The organism is Hymenobacter defluvii (assembly GCF_017589435.1).
Classification (GTDB): Bacteria; Bacteroidota; Bacteroidia; order Cytophagales; family Hymenobacteraceae; genus Hymenobacter; species Hymenobacter profundi.
The window spans coordinates 439,172-461,623 of the sequence record NZ_JAGETX010000002.1; the positions used below are offsets into that span (position 1 = coordinate 439,172).

Consider the following 22,452-nt stretch of genomic DNA (forward strand, 5'->3'; position numbering starts at 1 on the left):
ACTTTTGACCTTGAATTCAGACGATTATTCTGTTATGAACGCTACATCCTCCCCCCAACCCGAGGTACAAGCTGCCCCCGCGAAGAAACCTGTTGCAGCTGTGAAGCCGAAAGCCAAAGGCTCGGCGCAGTTGTTTCAGAACCCCGTGCTGGAGCGCCTCACGCACACGCACATAGCAGGGCCTCTCAGCATTTTTTTCGCGGTGGCAGCAGTTAGCCTGTATTACAGCCTGAGCCGGGGGTTGCTCACAGGGCTGTCGGCGTTTGGGTTGTTTTTGGGCGGGTGGTTGCTGTTTACGCTGGCCGAGTACCTGGTGCATCGCTACGTGTACCACATCGAGCCCTCTACCCCCGGCCGGGCCAAGTTTCAGTATACCATGCACGGCGTGCACCACGAATACCCCAAAGACAAGACCCGCCTGGCCATGCCGCCTATCCTGACGGTATTTGTGGCCTCGCTGCTGTTCTTTATTTTCCGCTTCACGTTTGGCAACGCGGGCTTCGGTATTCTAGCGGGCTTTGTGTTTGGCTACGCGCTCTATTTGTTTGTGCATTATGCCATCCACATGTATGCGCCGCCCAAGAACTTCTTGAAGTTCTGGTGGCACCACCATGCCATGCACCATTACCGGCAAGAGGATGAGGCGTTTGGGGTGAGTACTACCCTATGGGACCACATCATCGGCACTATGCCTTCGCGCCAGCCGAAGAAGTAGCTATTCTTCTTTCTTAGTAGAATGCAGGCCCAACTCATACGAGTTGGGCTTTTTGTTTATTCCAGATATGGAAAGCAGTTTAAAATAAGATCTGCTTTATTAAAAAAGGCACCTACTAGGTGCCTTTTTGTGTGTATAGAAACCTATGATATGCTAACCGCGCATCCGGCGTACAATCCACCATAGGAGTAGTACTACCAGGAAAATACCCACAACGGCCGTCCAGGCACCTGCTTTGAAGATGCCGGCAATGGCATCGCAGCTGCTGACCGAAAACATGAGTACAAACAGAAAAAACGGGAGAAAAAAACGGTAGTTTTTCATGACAATATAGGGGGAGAGAGTGAGAGAGCACCTAGCCGACCTACAAGGTCAGGGCTGTTTGTTGATACTGACTTGACCGCGAAAAGGTTGGCGTTCGGCCCAGGTGTGAGCACCACGCCCCAGCCTCACTACCCTGCCCGGGTTCTTCATATTGAGGTAATGAAAGCATATTGTAGTCGTATAGTGCCGACTGGTAGCTTTGCCTACCGGTATGACCTACGCAACCAGTTCTTCCGATCAGCAGCTACTAGCCGCGCTGGCCCTCGGCAACGAGGCCGCTTTCGACGCGCTGTTTGCTCGCCACTACGCCGGCTTGCTGCGCTACGCTATCAGCCTGCTTCCCTACCCCACCGATGCCGCCGAAGACGTGACGGCCGACGTGTTTTGCACCCTCTGGACCAATCGTGCCCAGCTTGCGGTGCAGGGCTCGGTGGCTGCCTACCTCTACACTGCAGTGCGGCACCGCAGCTTCGACCGGCTGCGCCAACAGCGCCGCACTGCCCAGGAAATCACTGTCATTGACGAGCTGCCGCCGCACCAGCCCGAGGCCGCCTACCTGCGCCCCGACGAGCAGCTGGCGTACCAGGAGCTACACCAGCGCCTGCACCAGCTCATCGGGCAGCTGCCGGCCCGTACCCACCAGGTGTTTCAGCTCCACCGCGATGCAGGCCTGACGTACGAGGAAATTGCCAACCTGCTGGATATTTCCCTGAACTCGGTGAAAACCCACATGTTCCGCGCCTTGCGTTTTCTGAAAGAAGCGCTTCACGTATCGGGGGTGCGGTGAACCCGGCTCCCAGGGTTGAATCCCTGGGCTATGCAGCGTTTTCTGTATAGCTGCCCAACCCACTCCGTAGCCCAGGGTTTCAACCCTGATAACCGGAATGGCTACAGTGCCTTCTCCATACATACGCTGTTCGCCACCCCCACGTACTGCCCGTAATTGGGGATGCGCTGGTAGCCGCTTTTCTCATACAGTCGGATAGCTTCAGGTTGCTTGAGGCCGGTTTCGAGCACACAGCCGCGGTAGCCCAATTCGTTGGCCCAATCTTCCAACGCGGCCAACACGGCGGGTGCCACGCCCTGCCCGCGGCGAGCAGGCTGCACATACATCCGCTTGATTTCCACCTGCTTTTCTGCATACGGCTTGAACGCACCGCAACCTACAGGCTCATCGTCGAGGTAGGCCACCACGGCGTGGCGGATGGTGTCAATCTTATTGAACTGGGCATAGAAGGCGTGCTCGGCGCCGTCGCGCAAGGCGAGGTCATGGTCGAGGAGTTGCACGAGGGCGCGGAAATCGGGATGGTCGGAGGTGGTGCGAATGAGACGGAGCATGGAGCAGATAGTTTAGAAGTTGTTTGAGTTAGCTGCAAGGCTCGCCAGAACGGTGTAGAGACGCGCATACTTGCGTCTCGTTGCTTGTGCCATCAGACCGCATTTCGTTCAACGATAAGACGCAAGTATGCGTCTCTACACCGTTCTGGCGAGCCTTGCAGCTAACTCAAACAGGAGCTTTTTAGTGACGTGCCGGGGAGACGAGGTACCCAGGCACCACGTTACGGCAATATTACGGTTGTTACGATTCGGTTAAGCCTGCTTTTGCGTGTCACGAGCCAAGACAGCGCGGGCGTCTATACAGGTGAGCGGCGACGCAATCAGCCACTCGGCACCCGTTGAGACCAGAAGAATCCTACCTGCTCATTACCCGTTACCTGGCCCGCCAAACCTCGCCCGCAGAAAATGAGCGACTGGCTACCTGGGTGGCCACCTCGGCCGAAAACGAGCAGACGTTTGAGCAGCTCAAAACTGTGTGGCAGCATAGCCAGACGCCGCCTACCCCCGGCGCCACGGCCGCCGCCCTGCGCCGCCTGAAAGCCCGCCCGGAGCTGGTCGGCCAGACATTAGCCCAAGCCACACAACACCAGCTGCGCTCCGCAAAGGTCCGGCGCTACCGGGTAGCAGTGTGGGTACTGCTGGTGCTGGTGGTGGCGGGGGTAGGCATCTTGTTCTACCCTACCTCTCCGACCACCGCAGCCTACCGCCTGGCCCGCACCGCGGCCGGTCAGCAGCACACCCTGCGCCTACCCGATGGCTCCCGCGTGACGCTGGCCCCGCAAAGCCAGCTGCGCTACCCTACCCGGTTTGCGGCCCATAGCCGTGAGGTGTACCTGGAGGGCGAGGCCTTTTTTGAAGTCAGCAAGAATCCGCACCGGCCGTTTCGGGTGCATAGTGGCGCCTTGATTACGCGGGTACTGGGCACGCGCTTCAACGTGGACGCCCGGCCGGGCGCGGCCCAAGTGGCAGTGTCGTTGGTAGAAGGCCGCGTGGAAGTGCTGGACCAGCAGACCACCTACCAGCTCGCGCCGGGCCAGCAGCTACTCGCCGACCGCCGCACGGGGCGCATGTACCGGCAGCCCTTCAGCGCCGACCGCGTGACGGGCTGGCGGCAGCGCCAGCTAATTTTTCAGAATGAAAAGTTGGCCGATGTAGCTGACCAGATTGAGCGCCTCTACGGCGTGAAGCTGGTGTTTGCCGATACGGCCACGGCCAACGTGCGCCTGTGGGCCACCTTCCGCAACGAGCCCCTACCCCAGGTATTGGCGGCCTTGCAAGAGGCTGGCCCCATCGTCTACCGCCGCGAAGGCCAGACCATTTACCTCAGCACTACGGAATGAGCTAACAGCTAATAGCCAACAGCTAATAGCTCAACAGAATAATCCTGTGTCATTTAAAACGCTCACGTACAAGTTTATGAAAAAAACGAGGTACTCGAAACGAACCGGCAACTGGCGCCCTACCCTGTTGGGCCTGAGCCTAACGGTGCTGAGCGCCACGGCCGCCCCCGCTGCCACGCCGGACCAGGCCACGCGCCCCAGCGCCGTGCCGTGCGCGGTGCAGGTGCAGCAGCAGCCCCTGAGCGAGGTACTAACCAGCATTGAGCGGCAAACCGGCTACCACTTCCTGTTTGCGGGCCAGGGCCAGCTACTGAGCCGCCGCATCAGCGTGCAGGCACCGCACAGCAACTTGGAGGCCGTGCTGAACCAGGTGGCCGCGCAGGCGGGCGTGCAGTTTGAGGTGCAGGACAAGCGCATTGTGCTGAAAGCCGGCCGCACAGCTGCGCCCAAGCCCGTGAGCGGCCGCGTGCTGGACGCGCAGGGGCAGAGCTTACCGGGTGTGTCCATCCGCATCAAAGACACCAGCACCGGCACCGTAACCGACGTAGAGGGCCGCTACCAGCTAAGCGCCGAGCCGGGCCAGGTGCTGCTATTCAGCTTCATTGGCTATACCACGCAGGAGGTGCGGGTAGAAGCCAAAGCTACTTACGATGTGGTGCTGCGCGAGGACGCGACCAGCCTCGACGAAGTATTGGTAACGGCGCTGGGCATTCAGCGGGAGGAAAAAGCGCTGGGCTACGCCGTGGCGAAACTTGACAACGAGGCGCTGACGGAGGCCAAATCCAACAACTGGACCGATGCGCTGTCGGGCAAGGTGGCGGGGCTGAATTTGGTGCGCTCGGGTGGCGGACCGGCGGGTACCAACCGCATCATCTTGCGCGGGGAAAGCTCCCTGGCCGGCGACAACGACGCTCTGATTGTGGTGGACGGCGTGGTGCTGGGCGGCTCGAACCGCAACACCGGCACCGGCAGCTCGGCCTACCTCCAGAGCGAGTCGCCGGTGGATTTTGGCACCAGCCTCAACGACATCAACCCCGAGGACATCGAGTCGGTGTCGGTGCTGAAGGGGCCGGCGGCTACGGCGCTGTACGGCGCCCGCGGCGGCAACGGTGCCATCATTATCACCACCAAATCGGGCAAGGCGCGCAAGCGCGGCATCGGCGTTACGTTCAACTCCAACTCCTCGATTGAGACGATTTCGCGCTGGCCCGACTTTCAGTACGAGTACGGTCAGGGCGATGCTGGGCAGAACTACTACTCCTATAATACCACCGAGGACGGCCCCAGCACGCGCAGCACCAGCTCGGCCTGGGGGCCGAAGTTTGATGGACAGCAGTTCTACCAGTACGACCCCGCCACCAACACCACCGCCACCGAGCGCACGCCCTGGGTGCCCTACAAAAACAACCGCAAGGACTTCTTCGAGACGGGCAAAACCTTCGTGAATACGGTTTCCATCGACGGCGGCACCGACAAAACCACGGCCCGCCTGTCGCTGACCAACTTACAGAACACCTGGATTATCCCGAACACGGGCTACAAGCGCAATACGGTGGCCTTGTCCTTGAACCACAAGCTGACCGACCGCCTACGCATTTCGGCCAAGGCCAACTACACCAACCGCTACAGCGACAACCTCCCCAGCACCGGCTACAACAACCAGACGATTATGTACTGGAACATGTTTCAGGTGCCCAACGCCAACCTGAACTGGTGGAAGGACTACTGGCTGCCGGGCGCCGAGAACATCACCCAGCGCAGCCCCTTCAGCAGCCTCATCGACAATCCCTACCTGATTGCCTACGAGATGCTGAACAAAAGCAACCGCAACACGCTCACCGGCAACGTGCAGGTGAACTACAAGTTTGGGCAGCACTGGAACCTGATGCTGCGCTCGGCCCTGGACTACTCCTACGAGGCCCGCTCGCAGCAGCGCCCCAAAGACACGGAGCGCTACAAAGAGGGCATGTACCGCACGCAGAACATCTTTTCGCAGGAAATCAATCACGATTTCCTGCTGCAATACGCCCGCAACGTGGGCAAGTTTGAGCTAACGGCCTCGGGCGGGGGCAGCCGCCTGCGCAACCGCTACGTGAAGGACGAGCTGCGCGCCGAGCGCCTGCTCTACCCCGGCATTTTCTCCTTCGCCAACAGCCGCGACCTACCCATCACCCTACCCTACCGCGCCGAGTTTGCGGTGAACAGCTTCTACGGCCTGGCCACGGTGGCCTTCAACAAGTTTCTGTACCTCGACCTGACCGCCCGCAAGGACTGGAGCAGCACGCTGGCCAGCGTGAACGGCGTCACGGAAATTCCGATTTACCCATCGGCCAGCCTCAGCGGCATTGTGTCGGAGGTGGTGAAGCTGCCGGAGGTGATATCCTTTGCGAAGGTGCGCGGCTCGTGGGCCGAGGTGGGTAGCGGCACCACGGTGCCCTACCGCACGGCCTACACCTACGCCGTGGCCACGGGCTTTCCGTCGGGCCTGAGCAACCCCAGCTACATTGCCAACCCCGGCCTGCAACCGCGCCGCACCCGCAGCACCGAATTCGGTTTGGACTTGCGCTTCCTGCAAAACCGCATCGGGCTGGACGTGGCCGTGTACCGCAACAACACCTACGACCAGATTCTGGAAGTGCCCGTCGATAGGGCTTCCGGCTACAACTCTTCGGTACTAAACGCCGGCCTGGTGCGCAACCAGGGACTTGAAATTCAGGCCAATGCCGAAATACTGACGCGACCTTCGGGCTTTGGCTGGAAGATGTTTGGCACCTACACCGCCAACCGCAACAAGGTGGTAGAGCTGGCCGACAGCGTGTTTACCTACCAGCTTCAGCGCGGCCCCGGCGGGCGCGGCACCGTGGAGGCCCGGCCCGGCGGCAACATGGGCGCCATCTACGGCCGCGGCTACCTGCGCGCCCCCGACGGCCAGATCATCTACCGCAACGGCCTACCCCAGCTCACCAACGACGTGATGCTGCTGGGCTCGGCCCTACCCAAGTGGAAGGCCAGCATCGGCAACGAGTTCCGCTACAAGCAAGTGCGCCTGAACGTGCTGGTAGACGGGCAGTTCGGCGCCAAAGCCTACTCCATGACCAACGCCGTGCTGGCCGAACAGGGCAAAACCAAGCTCACCCTACCCGGCCGCTACAACGGCATCATCGGCAATGGGGTGATTGACAACGGCGACGGTACTTTCCGCCCCAACGACGTGGTGGCCGAGAACGTGCCGGCCTACTACTCGCAGCACTACGGTCGCGACAACATTGAGGCCAACCTGTTCCGCACCGATTTCCTGAAGCTGCGCGAGGTGCGCATTGATTACTCCTTACCCGCCAGCCTGTTGCAGCGCTTCAAGCTCACGCAGGCCACCATCGGCCTCTACGGCCGCGACCTGTACATCCTGACCAAGTGGCCCGCCTACGACCCCGAGTTTGGCACCCTGAACGACGACACCGTGAGCCTGGGCTACGAGCTGGGCCAGTTCCCCAGCACCCGCACCATAGGGCTGAACCTGACGGTGGGGATTTAACCCCACCCCCCGGCCCCACTCTCCTTGATGCGGAGAATCCTCTGGGAGAGGGGGAGCCACGGCGGCACTAACTGCACTAGCAATAGTCAATTTGAATAACCCTCACCTTCTTCTACCTGCTCCGACGTCGTTCTGACGACTGGCTCCCCCTCTCCCGGAGGGGAGGGGGCCGGGGGGTGGGGTCTACCATAACCTCATGAAAACCATCAAACTACTCGCCTGGCTGCTGCTTGCTTCCACCAGCGCGGCTACCCTACCCGCCTGCACCGACGGCTTTGAGGAGCTGAACGTGAACCCCAACCAGAACCCCAACGTGATACCGGAAACGCTGCTGGCCCCGGCCCTCACCGACCTGGTGAAGCGCAACATGGACCGCGCCAAGCGCATCACCAACGAGCTGATGCAGGTGCAGGTGACGCGCAACGAGGGCGACGCCATTCACCGCTACGTGGTGCGCCCCGCCGAGGCCGACTACATGTGGAACAACTGGTACACCCAGCTCACCGACTTCCGCGACCTGTACCGCAGCGCCGAGGCCGTGAATAGTCCGACCTTCAAGGCCATTGCCCGCATCCTGGAGGTCTGGACGGTGTCGCTGCTGACGGATACGTACGGCGACGTGCCGTATTCTCAGGCCATTCGGGGGCGCGAGGGGCTGTTGCAGCCGGCCTTCGATAAGCAGGAAGACATTTACAAAGACCTGTTTACCAAGCTGGAAGAAGCCAACGAGCTGCTGAAAGCCGGCACCGACCTCTCGGCCGACCAAAGCCAGCTCGACCCGCTTTACGCCGGCAAAGCGCTGAAATGGCGCAAGTTTGGCAACTCGCTTTACCTGCGCCTGCTCCTGCGCGTATCCAACCGCACCGATGCCATTGCCAACGGCATGAGCCCGCAAGACAAACTGCGCGACCTGGTGAACACCAACGCCGCGGCCTACCCCCTCATCAGCAACAACGAGGAGTCGGCCATTTTGCGTTGGACCGGCACGGCGCCCTACCAGTCGCCGTTTGCCACCTTCCGCACGGCCGATTTTTCGTCGTTCAGCTCGCTAAGTCAGTTCTTTGTGAACAACCTGAACGAGTGGAACGACCCGCGCCGCGCCAAGTGGATGACGCTCTACCAGGGGGTGTACGAGGGCATTCCGAGCGGCTACGACCCCATCACGCAGGGCCAGCCAGTGGGCTCTACCTACCCCGCGGCCCTCATGACGGAGCCGCTGCTGGGCAACATCCTCAACTACGGCGAAGTGCAGTTACTGCTGGCCGAAGCCGCCGCGCGGGGCTGGGTGTCGGGCAACGCCCAAACCTATTACGAGGCCGGGACTACGGCCGGCATCACGCTCTGGGGCTACACCGTGCCCACGGGCTACTTCGACAATTCCGACGTGCAGTGGAACCCCGCCAGCTCCCTAGACCGCAAGCTGGAGCAGATTCACTTGCAGAAATACTACGCTCTGTTTTTCACCGATTTCCAGCAGTGGTTTGAGTACCGCCGCACGGGCCACCCAGTGCTACCCCGCGGCGCCGGCGTGCGCAACGACGGTAAGATGCCCGCCCGCCTCAACTACCCTGTGTACGTGCAAAGCCTGAACCAGCAAAGCTACCAGGCCGCCGTAGCCGACCAGGGCCCAGATGATGTGAACACCAAGGTGTGGTGGCAGAACTAGGTTTTTTTAGCTGTTAGCTGATGGCTATTAGCTGTTAGCTCGCCGCTAGAAGAAACTCAAATGCTCCATACTAGAACGAAAAAAGCTAACAGCTATCAGCCATCAGCTAACAGCTCAACCCATGAAACGCACCCTACCTTTCGCCTTGCTGCTCAGCGCCTTCGCGCTAGGCGGCTGCCTCGAAGACAACCCTGACTACGCCGCCGGTATCCCCAGCCCGACCATCTCCATTGCCGATGTGCGTAACCTCTACAAAGGCACCGACGTGCTGCTCGACAACGGCAACCTGTCCGGTGCCCGCCAGATTGCGGGCCTCGTGATTTCCGACGCCAGCGGCCGCAACGTGCCGGGTGGCCCCCAGGCCGTGGTGGTGCAAAACCGCCGCAAAGGCCAGGTGCGCGGCCTAGTGCTGCCCATGCCGGACGGCGCCCCCCTCAACTACGCCGTGGGCGACTCGGTGGTGGTGGATATCAGCGGGGCTACCCTCACCAGCCAGAACGGCGGCCTGCGCATTACGGGTCTGTCGCCAGCCAACATCACCAAAGTGAGCGGCGGCAATAAGCCGGTGGTGCAGGCGGTTACCATTGAGGCCCTGCGCGCCTCGCCTGGCACCTACGAGGCCACGCTGGTGCGCGTCACGGGTGGCAACATCACGCCCGCGCCTACCGGGGGCGTCACCTACAGCGGCGACAAAAACCTGGTAGACGGCTCCGGCAACCTATTGGTACTCCACACCGAGGCCGCGGCCGCGTTTGCCAGTCGCCGGGTGCCGGCCAGCGCCACCTTCCAGGGCATTCCGGTGGCGGTTACCGGTACCGATGGGCAGCCCCTACCCCAGCTGTGGCTGCGCACTATTGCCGACGCCATCGACCCCAGCGGCCCCGTGTACGCGGGCTTTCCCGAGAGCTTCGAGGGAGTGCCGCAGAGCACCAAGGGCAGCTACAACATGAACACCGCCGCCGTGCCCGACAACACCGTAACCTTCGGCACTGGCCCCTGGAAACTCTACCAGACCATTCTGGGCAATACCGCCGGCCGCGACCGGTACACCGGCACCCAGGGCCTGCGCATGCAGCAAAACCTAACCGTGCCGGCCGTGGCCGAAATGAAGTTCGACCTGCCCAACGGGGCCAGCAAAGTGACCCTGCTCTACGGCGCCTACTATAACGACGCTTCCAGCTCCTGGATGCTGGAATACTCGCAGGACCAGGGTGCTACCTGGCAGCAAACCGGCCCCACCATCACCGACGCTGGCAGCTGGCAGCACTCCATCACCTTCCTGATGAACATAGAAGGGCCGGTGCGCTTCCGCATCAACAAGCTCGGTCTGGGCACCAGCGCCCCGCCCGCCATCCTGAATGGGCGCTTGGGGCTGGATGACATTGCCATTTACGAAAACTGAGTCGGAAGCGAGGGCACGATGTAGAGACGCGTATTCGCGTCTCGGCGTTGAACGACACCCGCCAGAACGATTCAGGAAGCCGATATAAACAACATCAGCAACGACGAGACGCGAGTACGCGTCTCTACACTCAGATATATGTTTCGCAGAAAATTTCTTCAAAGCCTGGGCCTGCTGAGTGCGGGCGTGAGTCTGCCGCTGGCTCCGGCGGCCGTAGCCGAACTGGCAGAGTCGAAAGCCACTCCGCACAAGCTCAACCTCACACCGCTCACGATTAAGGGCCGCGTGCACGCGGGCGGTAAAGGCCTGGCCGGCGTACCCGTCACGGACGGCTACAACATCGTGCTCACCGACAAAAGCGGCCGCTACACGCTAACCAGCAACTCCACCGCCGAGTTTGTGTATCTCACCCTACCCCGTGGCTACCAGATTCCGCACGAGAAGGGCGTGGCGCGGTTCTACCAGCCCATCAAGCCCGGCCAGCGCAGCATGACGGCCGACTTCGCCCTGCAACCGCTACCCGGCGACGACTCGAAACACACCTTTATGGTGTGGGCCGACCCGCAGATGATCGACAAGAAGGACACGCACGAACTGATAACCGTATCGGCGCCCGACCTCAAGCAGCTGGCCGCGCAGTACAACAGCCCCAACACCTTTGCCATCGGGTGCGGCGATTTGGTGTGGGACCATTTCGAGCTGTTTGAGGACTACAAGCAGGCCGTGGACATCACCGGCATTCCGTTTTTCCAGGTGATTGGCAACCACGATATGAACATCAAGGCCCGCTCCGACGACGGCTCGGCCGAGACGTTCAAGAGCTTGTTCGGGCCTACCTACTATTCATTCAACCGGGGCGAGGTGCACTACGTGGTGTTGGATGACGTGTTCTTCATTGGCCCGCCCAAAAAGTACATCGGCTACCTGACCGAGACGCAGTTGCAGTGGCTGGAGCAGGATTTGAGCTACGTGAAGCCGGGCAGCACCGTGGTGGTGGCCCTGCATATTCCGGTGGACAGCGGCGACAAGCGGCGCAATCAGCTCAAGGACGAGTCGCTGGGCGGTGTGCTGTCGAACCGCCACGAGCTGTACCGGCTGCTGAAGCCCTACACGGCCCACATTATGTCGGGACACACGCACGTGTGCGAGAAAATCTTCCACGAAAACACCATCGAGCACACCCACGGCGCGGTGTGCGGCGCGTGGTGGACTGGCCCCATCTGCACCGACGGCACGCCCAGTGGCTACGGCGTGTATGAAGTAGACGGCCCCACCATTAAGTGGTACTACAAATCCTTCGGCAAGGACCGCAACCACCAGTTCCGCGCCTACCCCAAAGGCGCCAACCCCGAACGCCCCGAGGACATCGTAGTGAACGTGTGGAACTGGGACCCCGAGTGGCAGGTAACGTGGTTTGAAAACGGCCAGCGCCAAGGCCCCATGCACCAGCAAACCAGCCTCGACCCGCTGGCCGTGCAGCTGCAAGCCGGCCCCAAACTCCCGGCTAAGCACAAGTGGGTAGACCCTACCCTCGCCGACCACATGTTCTACGCCCGACCTTCCAAAGACGCCAAGGAAATCAGGGTGGAAGTGACGGACCGCTTCGGGCAGCAATACACCGAAACGGTAGCCGTGTAAATACAGGTAGTTCTGGCATGGTCCTCAGAGCACGTTCTCACGACGCAACCGGATACCCCACCCCCTAGCCCCCTCCCCTCCGGGAGAGGGGGAACTAGCCGATAGTTTGTCTAGAAATCTAGCTCTAGAACTAGTTCCCCCTCTCCCGGAGGGGAGGGGTTTAGGGGGTGGGGTAACTGCCAGAACGACAACACAATTCACGCGACTCCCTTACCTTACCGCCTTCCACGCCCTACCCTCCTCGTCTATGCACCGTACCCACCCCTTCGCCTTGGGCCTCTGCCTGCTGGGCAGCACCTGGCTCGCGCCGGCCGCGCAGGCCCAGCTGCCCACCAACAATCCGCAGGCCGAGCGTATTCTGCTGCCCAATGGCTGGTCACTGAGTCCGGCGGGGCGGTCGGTGCCGCTCGGTGATTTGCCGCTGAACATGCAGCTCTCCCGCAACGGCCGGCTGCTGGCCGTGAGCAACAACGGGCAGGGCACGCAGAGCATTCAGCTGATCGACCCCAAATCGGAAAAGCTGCTGGACGAAAAGGTGATTGGCAAGTCGTGGTACGGGCTGGCCTTTAGCGCCGATGGGCGGCAGCTCTACGCCTCGGGTGGCAACGACAACGTGGTGTTGCGCTACCCTACCGCCGGCAACCGCCTGGGCACCCCCGACACGCTGCGCCTGGGCCGCGCCTGGCCCAATAAGATCGGTCCTACCGGCCTGGCCCTCGACGACGCCCGCCAGCGCCTCTACGTGGTGACGAAGGAAGACAACAGTCTCTACGTGCTCGACACCCGCACCGGGGCTACAGTGCAGAAGGTAGCGCTGGGCCACGAAGCCTACGCCTGCCTGCTCGCCCCCGACCGGCGCACGCTCTACATCTCCCTCTGGGGCGGCGACAAGGTGGCGCTGTTCGACACCCAAACCGGCCGCCTCACCGGCGAAATTGCCACCGAAAGCCACCCCAACGAGCTGCTGTTGACCCGCAACGGCCGCTACCTGTTCGTGGCCAATGCCAACGACAACTCGGTGTCGGTGGTGGACACGCGCACGCGCCGGGTGCTGGAGGTGATTTCGACGGTCCTCTACCCTACCCATCTCACCGGCTCGACCACCAACGGGCTGGCCTTGTCGCCCAACGAGAAAACGCTCTACATCGCCAACGCCGACAACAACTGCCTGGCCGTGTTTGATGTGCGCACGCCGGGCAAGAGCGCGGCCCGCGGCTTCATCCCGACGGGCTGGTACCCGACCAACGTGAAGACCTTGGGGCGTACCATTCTGGTAGCCAATGGCAAAGGGTTTTCCTCGCTGGCTAACCCGCAGGGGCCGCAGCCAGTGAAGAACACCGACAACAGCGGCTCGCATACCGGCGTGACGGGGCAGCCGGTGCAGTACATCGGCAGCCTGTTTAAGGGCACGCTGTCGTTTATTCCGCGGCCCGACGAGGCTACGTTGGGCGCCTACTCCAAGCAGGTGTACGCCAACACGCCCTTCACGGCTGAGTCCGAACGCCAGGCCGCGGCCCGCCCCGCCGGCCACCCGGTGCCCGGCAAGGTAGGCGAGGCGTCGCCCATCAAATACGTGTTCTACGTCATCAAGGAAAACCGCACCTACGACCAGGTGCTGGGCGATATGCCGGAGGGCAACGGCGACTCTACCCTGTGCGTGTTTCCGGAGAAGGTGACGCCCAACCACCACGCCCTGGCCCGCGAGTTTGTGCTGCTCGACAACTTCTATGTGAATGCCGAGGTGAGTGCCGACGGCCACAACTGGAGCATGGCCGCCTACGCCACCGACTACACCGAGAAAACCTGGCCCACCAGCTACGGCGGCCGCGGCGGCACCTACGACTACGAGGGCACCCGCCCGATTGCCTACCCCCGCGACGGCTACATCTGGGACTACTGCCAGCGCGCCGGCCTGCGCTACCGCACCTACGGCGAGTTTGCCGACAAGGGCAAAACCCCGCTCAAGTCGTTGCAGGGGCACGTGTGCGTGCCGTCGCCGGGGTTTAATATGGACATCAAGGACGTGGAGCGGGTGCGCATCTGGCGGCAGGATTTCGACTCGCTGCTGGCCGTGGGGGCCGTGCCGCAGTTCAGCACTATCCGCCTCAGCAACGACCACACCAGCGGGCAGCGGCGCGGCAAGTACACGCCCATTGCCGCCATGGCCGACAACGACCTGGCCCTGGGCCAGCTGGTAGAGCACCTGTCGAAAAGCCCGATTTGGAAAGAATCGGTGGTGTTTGTGCTGGAAGACGACGCCCAGAACGGCCCCGACCACGTGGACGCGCACCGCTCCCTGGCCTTCGTGATTAGCCCCTACACCCGCCGCGGCACCGTCAACCACACGCTCTACTCCACCTCGGGCGCGCTGCGCACCATGGAGCTGCTGCTGGGCCTACCCCCTATGAGTCAGTACGATGCCGCCGCCCTCCCCCTAGCCGACTGCTTCACCACCACGCCCAACGCCACGCCCTACCAGGCCCGCCCCGCCCGCGTAGACCTGGACGCCCGCAACGTGGCCTGGAACAAAAGCGCCGAGAAGTCGGAGCGCTTCAACCTGGCTCGCGAAGACGCCGTGCCCGATCTGGAGCTGAACGAGGTGATCTGGAAGTTTGTGCGCGGCGAAAACGCCACGGCCCCCGCTCCCCGGCGCGGCGCCTTCCTGAAGCTAGCGCCCAAGCGCGACGATGACGACGATTGATGCCCCCCGGCCCTACCCCTACCCGCGCCGTAAAACCTCCTTTCGATGAAAATCTTGCTGCTCCTTCCCCTGCTCGCCATGCTCACGCCCGCCCCTACCCCACCACCACCGCTCGACACGCAGGGCCACCGCGGCTGCCGCGGCCTGCTGCCCGAAAACACCGTGCCGGCCATGCTGAAGGCGCTGGACCTAGGCGTGACGACCCTGGAGATGGACGCCGCCATCAGCCAGGACAAGCAGGTGCTGCTCTCCCACGACCCCTACATGAACGCCGACTTCGTGCACACGCCCGATGGCCAGCCGCTCACGTCGGCCGCGGGTAAAGCCCTGCGCCTCTACGGGTTGCCCTACGCAGAAATTCGGCGCTACGACGTGGGCAGCCACGGCAACCCCAAGTTTCCGCGGCAAGAGAAACTGAAGACCTACAAGCCTCTGCTCGCCGAGGTCATCGACTCAGCGGAGGCGCACGCGCGGCAGCAGGGGCGCCCCCTACCCCACTACAATATCGAAACCAAAACCACCCCGGCCGGCGACAACACCCTGCACCCCGAGCCGGAGGAGTTTGTGCGTCTGCTGCTGGCCGTGGTGACGGCAAAAGGCATCCAGGACCGCGTCATTATCCAGTCCTTCGACCCGCGCACGCTGGAGGTGGTGCACCGCACGCACCCTACCCTGCGCACGGCCCTGCTCATCGAAAACCTCGATGGCCTATCCGCCAACCTGAAACGCCTCAGCTTCCGGCCGACTATCTACAGCCCCTACTACAAGCTAGTGACCTCCAAAATGGTGCAAACCTGCCACAAGCAAGATATCCAGGTTATTCCGTGGACGGTAAATTCTGCTGCGGCTATTAAGGAATTGGTAGCGCAGCAGGTAGACGGAATTATTACGGATTATCCGGATTTATTTTCTGAAAAATAATATTATTAAACAAGTGAATTATTTTTCAATTTTAAAATTTGAATTACAATAATTTTATAATCCTCGCACATTATCCAGCTCATTGTAAAACAAAATAATAACTAAAACAACAGCGTAACTCCACAGCTTACATACGCCATCTTTTTCGATTGGCCCCGCTACGCATTTGGCGACTTGAGAGTCCGCTTAGTGCGTATCGGGGCTTTATTTTTTTAACATAACTACTTGTATTTATGAATAGTATAGTTACAAAAACATCTTAAGAAGCTACTGTTTAGGCTTGGCAAAGCTATATCATCAAATGTATACCGAAACGTTATGCAAACATTATGAGCAAGCAGAATATGTTATTAATTTGTCAATCCTATTCAATCTTAAATAAAGCATAAACCACTGCTGTATCTTTGCACCAAGAAAAGCAGAGCGAGTTTTATATGGCTTTTTCTTGACTGTTTAATTACTTTTCTTTCCTCCATCCCGTCCTTTTTCTACCCTACCCGCTGGCTTATTATACATAAGCATCAGGGACTGTCGTGCGCCTACTTTCCTCCAACCAATACACCTAGTACATGACCTCAACCCCTACTGCTTTTCGCTGGCAGCGGCACTTGCTGCTACCCGCTGTTTTGTGTTGCAGCCTCACGGCCGCGGCCCAACAGGCTCGCTCCGTCAGCGGCCGCATTGCCGATACTGCCGGCGAGGCCCTGCCCGGCGTAACGGTGCTGGCCAAGGGCACCCAGGTAGGCACCGTAACCGACGCCACTGGTGCCTACTCGCTGGAAGTACCTGCGGAGGCTAACACGCTGGTCGTTTCGTATTTAGGTTTTCATACGCAGGAAGTGCCGCTGAACAACCGCACGACCATCGACATCAAACTAGCGCCCGACACCAAGGCGCTGGACGAGGTGGTGGTGGTGGGCTACGGCACCCAGAAGAAGGTGAACCTGACCGGCGCCGTGGACCAGGTGACGTCGGAGGTACTGCAAAACCGTTCGGTGCCCAACCTCACGCAGGGCTTGCAGGGCGTGCTACCCAACCTGAACCTGGTGCCCGGCGACGGCAAGCCAATTACGTCCCCGGCCTACAACATTCGGGGTACTACCTCGATTGGACAGGGGGGCAATGCGCTGGTGCTGATTGACGGCGTGGAGGGCGACCCGAGCCGCCTGAACCCCAACGACGTCGCCACGGTATCGGTGCTGAAGGATGCCTCGGCGGCGGCCATTTACGGGGCGCGGGGTGCATTTGGCGTGGTGCTGATTACGACCAAAAACCCCAGCCAGGACCGCACCAGCATCACCTACTCGTTCAACCAGGCCATTAAGAGCCCCACGGCGGTGCCAGATTTCGTGACCGATGGCTACCAGTTTGCCAAGATGTTCAACGAGGGGTGGTCGGCGTGGAACGACTACTCCCAGACCCCGCAGAACATCAACAAAACGGTGAAATTCTCGCCGGAGTACCTGGCCGAGCTGAAGCGGCGTTCCGAAGACCCCAGCCTACCCAAGGTAGACGTGAATGCCAATGGCGAGTACGTGTATTACGGTAACACCGACTGGTACAAGGAGCTGTATAAGAAGCGCACCAGCTCGTCGGAGCACAACGTGTCGGTGTCGGGGAGCAGCGGCAAGGCCAGCTTCTATGCCACGGGTCGCTACTTCGGGCAGGACGGGCTATTTCGCTATAATTCTGACGATTACCGGATGTATAACTTCCGGGTGAAGGGGGCCTTGGACCTGTTTCCGTGGCTGCGTGTGGAGAACAACGCCGACTACTCCAACATGACCTACCACAACCCGCTGAACGTGGGCGAGGGTGGGGGCATTTGGCGCAATATTGCCGATGAGGGCCACACGGTAGCGCCCATGTTCAACCCCGACGGCACGCTTACCTACTCGGCGGCTTATACGGTGGGCGACTTTTGGTACGGCAAAAACGGCATCGACCTCGACGAGCGGGTGTTTCGGAACACGACGTCGTTCAGCTCGCGGTTTTTCGACAACAAATTCCGCGTCAACGGCAACTTCACCATTCGCAACACCGACAACGACCGCACCCAAACGCGCGTGCCGGTGCCGTATAGCCGCAAGCCCGGCGTGATTGAGTACGTGGGCACCAACACCAACGACTACCTGCGCGCTTTCGGGCAGACGCGCTACCTAGCCACTAACCTCTACACCGAGTACGAAACCAACTTCACGCCGGCGCACTACTTCAAGGCGCTGCTGGGCTACAACTACGAGCAGTCGACCTACCAGGCGCTGCAAACCCAGCGCAACGGCCTGATTTACGAAGGCGCCCAGGACATCAATCTGGCCCTGGGCCAGGCCATTACCACGGGCGGTGGCTGGGACCGATGGAACATTTCGGGTGGTTTCTATCGTCTGAACTACTCCTTTAAGGACCGCTACCTGCTGGAAGCCAGCGGCCGCTACGACGGCTCCTCGAAGTTTCCGGAGAACGAACGGTTTGCCTACTTTCCGTCCTTCTCGGCAGGGTGGCGCATCTCCAACGAGCCGTTCTGGAAGGTGTCGCCTAACCTGATTTCAGAGTTGAAAATCCGGGGCTCGTATGGGGCGCTGGGCAACGGCAACATCAACTCCTACGCCTTCCAGGAGCAGTTCAGCATTGCGCAGTCGGGTAGGGTGCTGAACGGGGTGCGGCCCCAGTACACCGGCCAGCCCAACGTGCTGCCCAACGGCCTGACTTGGGAAACCTCCACTACCTCGGACCTAGGCCTGGACCTGAGCATGCTGAAAAACCGCCTGACGCTGAACGCCGACGGCTACATCCGCAACACCACCGATATGTTCACGGTAGGCCCTACCCTGCCGGCCGTGTTTGGTACCGACATCCCGAAGGGCAACTATGCCGACCTGCGCACCAAAGGCTGGGAAGTGGCCCTGAACTGGCGCGACCAGGCAAATGTGGGCGCTAGCCCCTTCGCCTACGGTCTGCGCCTGACCCTGGCCGACTACACGGCCCACATCACCAAGTACAACAACCCCAACAAGCGCCTGAACGACTACTACGAGGGGCAGCGCCTGGGCGAAATCTGGGGCTATACGGCCGACGGGCTGTTTGTGTCGCAGGATCAGATCAGCGCCTCGCCCTCGCAGGCTCTGTTCCGGGCTTCTACCAGCGGCCAGCTGCTGCCCGGCGACATCAAGTTTGCCGACCTGAACGGCGACAACGTTATCAACAACGGCGACAATACCGTGGCCAACCCCGGCGACCGGCGCGTGATTGGCAACTCCCTACCCCGCTACACCTACGGCGTGATGGCCGATGCCAGCTGGCACAACTTCTTCTTCTCGGCCTTCTTCCAGGGGGTAGGGCACCAGGACTGGTACCCCGGCGCGGAAGCAGGCACGTTCTGGGGCCAGTACAACCGGCCCTATAATAAGATACCGAAGTCGCAGCTGGGCAACATCTGGTCGGAAGACAACCCCGATGCCTACTTCCCCCGCTACCGCGGCTACGTGGCCCAAAATGGCGCCGGCGAACTAACCCAAACCCAGACGCGCTACCTCATCAACGCGGCGTATATCCGCCTGAAAAACGTGCAGTTGGGCTACAACCTACCGGTGTCGCTGATTAACCGCGCCAAGCTGTCGGCGGCGCGGGTGTACGTGTCGGGCGAGAACCTGTGGGCGTGGTCGCCGCTCTACAAAATCACGCGTGATTTGGACGTGGAGAGCATCGGCCGCTCCGACGCTTTGCTGAGCCCTCCAGCCGCTAATAGCTCCAACCCCAACAGCAACAGCAGCGGCAACGGCAACAACTACCCCATCCTCAAAAGTGTCATCCTGGGCTTGTCGGTGACTTTCTAACGGCGAGACCCCACCCCCGGCCCTCTCTCCTTGATGCGGAGAATCCTCCGGGAGAGGGCCGGGGGTGGGGTGCACACCAGCGCAACAACCAAACAACCATGAAACAATACCTTACCACCTTCCTCCTCCTGTGCCTAGCCCTGGCCGGTTGCGATTCGCTGGACCAGGAGCCCGAGGCTACTGTCACAGGCTCGGCCGTGTTCAGCAGCGAGCGGGGCCTGGAGCTGTACGCCAACTCCTTCTATGACGTGCTGCCGACCGCCAACGACATCGTGCGCGGCGACGCCATGGCCGACTACGCGGCCCGTACCCAGGTACCCGACTTTTTGCTACCCGGCGCTTTCAGTGCCCGCCAAAGTTCGGGCTGGGACTGGCGCCCGTTGCGCAACATCAACTATTTCATTGCCAACAACAACAACCCCGCCGTGGCGCCGGCCGTGCGCAACCATTACCTGGGCCTGGCGCGGTTTTTCCGGGCGTGGTTTTACTTCGATAAAGTGAAGCGCTTCGGGGATGTGCCGTGGATTGGCAAGCCCCAGTCGGTGGACGACCCTACGCTCTACAACGCCCGCGACCCGCGCACCCTGGTGATGGACTCGGTGCTGGCCGATTTGAACTTCGCCATCCAGAACATCACAACTACCGCCGACAACAGCCGCAGCCTCGTGACCAAGCAAACGGCCGCCGCCTTTAAGTCGCGGGTGTGCCTGTTTGAGGGCACGTTTCGGAAATACCAGACCGGCTACGGCCTCACGGGCAGCGCCAACCAGTGGCTGACCGAGGCCGCCACCGCCGCCGAGCAGGTGATGACCACCGGCGGCTTCAGCCTGAACGCGGCTGGCGGCACCGACCGCGCCTACCGCCAAGTGTTTACCAGCCAAGCGCCGGTGGGCTCGGAGGTGATTCTGGCCGCCGTGTCGGACCCGGCGCTGAGCGTGTACAACGACGCCAACTGGTGGTGGACCAGCGCTACTTACGGCTCGCGCGTGAGCCTGATTCGCACCTTCGTGAACACCTACCTGAACATCGACGGCACGCCCTTCACCAGCAAGGACGGCTACGAAACACTGCCCTTTGCGCAGGAGGTGAAGGGCCGCGACAAGCGCCTGCAACAAACCATCCGGATGGGTGACTACCGCCGCACCAATGGCAACACTACAGAGGCCGCCCCGCCGGTTTTCTCGTATACCTATACTGGCTACCAGCCCATTAAACTGACGCTGGACGACACGTACTACGACGGCGGCACGCGCAACATCAACTCCCTACCCATCATCCGCTACGCCGAGGTGCTGCTGAACTACGCCGAGGCCAAGGCCGAGCTGGGCACTTTCACGAACGCTGACTGGGTGAAAACCATTGGCGCCCTGCGCCAGCGCGCCGGCATCACGGGCGGCCTTACGGCCAAGCCCACCGTAGCCGATGCCTATCTGCAAACCAACTACTTCCCCGGCATCTCGGACCCGGCGCTATTGGAAATCCGCCGAGAGCGGGGCATCGAGCTGGTGCTGGAGGGCTTCCGCTTCGCCGACATCATTCGCTGGCGCCGCGGGCCGCTGATGGAAATGACCTGGAACGGCTTCTATGTGCCCTCCCTGAACCAGCCGCTAGACCTGAACGAAGATGGCAAAAACGATGTGGCGTTCTACCAGAACACGGCCCCTACCCCCGCCGCGGGCGTTACCTATGTGAACGTGTCGCCTACCCTCAACGGTCGCGCTAATCCGCAGCAGCTCAAGAACGGCACCTCCGGTGAGCTGACCTGGCTGACCAACGTGCCCCGCAAGTGGGACGACAAATTCTACCTCTACCCCATCCCCGAAGCCGACCGCCTGATCAACCCCAAACTCGGCCAGAATCCGGGCTGGGAATAGGCAAACCTAGAAACGTTTGTCATCCTGAGCTTGCGAAGGACCTTATCACGGTAGCACGAGTCGTTGTGACGCCTGCCGTTCTATCGTGATAAGGTCCTTCGCTCCGCTCAGGATGACAGACAATTTGCCTGCAAACCATTACAACCGCTTTCTTCCTCAATGCTCAAGCAAACTCTCCTCGCCTCGCTTCTATTCCTCAGCACCGCTACTACCCTTTCAGCCCAAACGCTGAAGCTGGCGACCTACAACATTCGCTACGACAACAAGAACGACACGGCCAATGCCTGGAGCAAGCGTGTGCCCTACCTCACCAAGCTCGTTCGCTTTCAGGACTTTGACGTGTTTGGCACCCAGGAAGTGCTGTATAACCAATTGCAGGACATGGCCGGTCAGCTGCCTGGCTACGCGCACGTGGGCGTAGGCCGCGACGACGGCAAGCAGGCCGGCGAGTTCTCGACCATCTTTTATAAGAAAGACAAGTTCGACCTGCTGCAACAGGGCACGTTTTGGTTGTCGCCTACCAGCGCCACGCCCAGCAAGGGCTGGGATGCCGCCCTACCCCGCATCTGCTCCTGGGCGCACCTGCGCGACAAAAGCACCGGCTTCACGTTCTACTTTTTCAACACCCACTTCGACCATGTGGGCAAGGAAGCCCGGAAGGAAAGCGCCAAGCTGATCTTGGCAAAGGTGAAGGAAATGGCCGGCACCACGCCCGCCATCCTCACCGGCGACTTCAACATCGACCAGCGCAACGAGAGCTACACCATCCTGAGCACCTCGGGCACGCTGAAGGACGCCTACCAAACGGCCCCGCTGGTGTATGCCCCCAACGGCACCTTCAACGGCTTCGACGTCACGCGCAAAACCGACGCCCGCATTGACCACATCTTCCTCAGCCCCGCCTTTACGGCCACTCGCTACGGCATTCTGACGGACACCTATGGCGGCGGCAAACTTCCTTCCGACCACTACCCTGTGGCTGTGGAAGTGCGCTATGCGAAGAAGAAGTAGTCAGGTACTGGCGTGGGGCTGTGCCCCGCGCCAGTATCGCAAGGCGATACCTATAACAACTATCTAGCAATCAATTATATAAATGCTATATTATTCATTATCACGTAATATTTGCGTCATGTTGCGGTAATGCGTTGCCGGTAGCTTTGGCTACTCA

At 60.8% G+C, this 22,452-nt stretch carries 14 protein-coding genes; 12 read left to right on the forward strand and 2 right to left on the reverse strand.

Translation table 11 applies throughout. From position 1 onward, the window contains the following. Positions 1 to 34: 34 nt before the first annotated feature. Positions 35 to 715 (forward strand): sterol desaturase family protein, encoded by a 681-nt coding sequence (locus J4D97_RS06015; protein ID WP_185281740.1) that lies wholly within the window; start codon positions 35 to 37, stop codon positions 713 to 715. 153 nt (positions 716 to 868) lie between these two features. Here J4D97_RS06015 and J4D97_RS06020 read toward each other — a convergent pair whose 3' ends face one another. Next, on the reverse strand, positions 869 to 1,039 hold the full coding sequence (locus J4D97_RS06020; RefSeq protein WP_185281741.1) for a hypothetical protein: 171 nt from the start codon (positions 1,037 to 1,039) through the stop codon (positions 869 to 871). A gap of 211 nt (positions 1,040 to 1,250) precedes the next feature. Between J4D97_RS06020 and J4D97_RS06025 the strand changes: the two genes are divergently transcribed. Next, positions 1,251 to 1,826, forward strand: a complete 576-nt coding sequence (locus J4D97_RS06025; RefSeq protein ID WP_185281742.1) for an RNA polymerase sigma factor — start codon at positions 1,251 to 1,253, stop codon at positions 1,824 to 1,826. A 101-nt stretch (positions 1,827 to 1,927) separates the two neighbouring features. Here J4D97_RS06025 and J4D97_RS06030 read toward each other — a convergent pair whose 3' ends face one another. Further along, complete coding sequence (locus J4D97_RS06030; RefSeq protein ID WP_208306787.1) at positions 1,928 to 2,377, reverse strand: GNAT family N-acetyltransferase; 450 nt, start codon at positions 2,375 to 2,377, stop codon at positions 1,928 to 1,930. 338 nt (positions 2,378 to 2,715) lie between these two features. Between J4D97_RS06030 and J4D97_RS06035 the strand changes: the two genes are divergently transcribed. The 10 genes from J4D97_RS06035 to J4D97_RS06080 all read left to right on the forward strand — a co-directional run bounded on the left by J4D97_RS06035 (position 2,716) and on the right by J4D97_RS06080 (position 22,295). Then, on the forward strand, positions 2,716 to 3,717 hold the full coding sequence (locus J4D97_RS06035) for a FecR family protein (RefSeq protein ID WP_208306788.1): 1,002 nt from the start codon (positions 2,716 to 2,718) through the stop codon (positions 3,715 to 3,717). Positions 3,718 to 3,793: 76 nt separating this feature from the next. Beyond that, the gene (locus J4D97_RS06040) at positions 3,794 to 7,249 is read left to right on the forward strand and encodes a SusC/RagA family TonB-linked outer membrane protein (RefSeq protein ID WP_208306789.1); all 3,456 of its coding nucleotides are present in this window, start codon (positions 3,794 to 3,796) and stop codon (positions 7,247 to 7,249) included. Positions 7,250 to 7,445: 196 nt separating this feature from the next. Continuing rightward, positions 7,446 to 8,915: a SusD/RagB family nutrient-binding outer membrane lipoprotein gene (locus J4D97_RS06045; RefSeq protein WP_208306790.1), complete on the forward strand. Its 1,470-nt coding sequence runs from the start codon at positions 7,446 to 7,448 to the stop codon at positions 8,913 to 8,915. 121 nt (positions 8,916 to 9,036) lie between these two features. Further along, positions 9,037 to 10,317, forward strand: coding sequence for a DUF5689 domain-containing protein (locus J4D97_RS06050; RefSeq protein WP_208306791.1), 1,281 nt, complete (start codon positions 9,037 to 9,039; stop codon positions 10,315 to 10,317). 138 nt (positions 10,318 to 10,455) lie between these two features. Continuing rightward, on the forward strand, positions 10,456 to 11,955 hold the full coding sequence (locus J4D97_RS06055) for a calcineurin-like phosphoesterase C-terminal domain-containing protein (protein ID WP_208306792.1): 1,500 nt from the start codon (positions 10,456 to 10,458) through the stop codon (positions 11,953 to 11,955). Between the two features lie 247 nt (positions 11,956 to 12,202). Further along, the gene (locus tag J4D97_RS06060; protein ID WP_208306793.1) at positions 12,203 to 14,656 is read left to right on the forward strand and encodes a bifunctional YncE family protein/alkaline phosphatase family protein; all 2,454 of its coding nucleotides are present in this window, start codon (positions 12,203 to 12,205) and stop codon (positions 14,654 to 14,656) included. A 45-nt stretch (positions 14,657 to 14,701) separates the two neighbouring features. Beyond that, entirely contained in the window at positions 14,702 to 15,577 is an 876-nt protein-coding gene (locus tag J4D97_RS06065) for a glycerophosphodiester phosphodiesterase family protein (protein WP_208306794.1), read from the forward strand. A 569-nt stretch (positions 15,578 to 16,146) separates the two neighbouring features. Next, on the forward strand, positions 16,147 to 19,410 hold the full coding sequence (locus J4D97_RS06070) for a SusC/RagA family TonB-linked outer membrane protein (RefSeq protein WP_208306795.1): 3,264 nt from the start codon (positions 16,147 to 16,149) through the stop codon (positions 19,408 to 19,410). Positions 19,411 to 19,508: 98 nt separating this feature from the next. Next, on the forward strand, positions 19,509 to 21,284 hold the full coding sequence (locus tag J4D97_RS06075; protein ID WP_208306796.1) for a RagB/SusD family nutrient uptake outer membrane protein: 1,776 nt from the start codon (positions 19,509 to 19,511) through the stop codon (positions 21,282 to 21,284). Between the two features lie 159 nt (positions 21,285 to 21,443). Then, on the forward strand, positions 21,444 to 22,295 hold the full coding sequence (locus tag J4D97_RS06080; protein ID WP_208306797.1) for an endonuclease/exonuclease/phosphatase family protein: 852 nt from the start codon (positions 21,444 to 21,446) through the stop codon (positions 22,293 to 22,295). Positions 22,296 to 22,452 lie beyond the last annotated feature (157 nt).